The sequence below is a fragment of the Streptomyces ipomoeae 91-03 genome, from assembly GCF_000317595.1.
Lineage (GTDB): Bacteria > Actinomycetota > Actinomycetes > Streptomycetales > Streptomycetaceae > Streptomyces > Streptomyces ipomoeae.
This window is the reverse complement of sequence record NZ_AEJC01000508.1, coordinates 1-367: the sequence shown is the minus strand read 5'-3', so window position 1 is coordinate 367 and position 367 is coordinate 1. Positions and strand designations below refer to the sequence as shown.

General features: G+C 66.2%; 1 protein-coding gene. It reads right to left on the bottom strand.

Annotated elements, in window-relative coordinates:
- Positions 1 to 33 precede the first annotated feature (33 nt).
- The coding region (locus STRIP9103_RS32955; RefSeq protein WP_048821418.1) for an MFS transporter at positions 34 to 367 on the bottom strand (334 nt) is incomplete at its 5' end.

The window sequence follows — 367 nt, the reverse complement described above, 5'->3', positions numbered from 1 at the left end:
CGTTTCACATGCCCGGAGCGAACCAGGCGACGGTCAGACGGTCTCCTCGCCGAGCGGCTGCGGGTTCGGCTGGACGTGCTTGGCACGGGGCCGTCCCGGCGGATGCAGGAACAGGGCCACGAAACCCGCGAAGAGGGAGATCGAACCGGCCAGGACGAACGCGCCGGAGTAGTCCCAGGCACCCACCACCACGGCGCCCATACCGGAACCGAGCAGACCCGACACCAGCTTGGACGAATACACCAGACCGTAGTTGGAGGCGTTGTTGTTCTCACCGAAGTAGTCGGCGGTCATCGCGGCGAACATCGGGAAGATCGCGCCGCCGCCGAACCCGGAGATGGACGAGAACACCAGGAAGAGCGGCAGG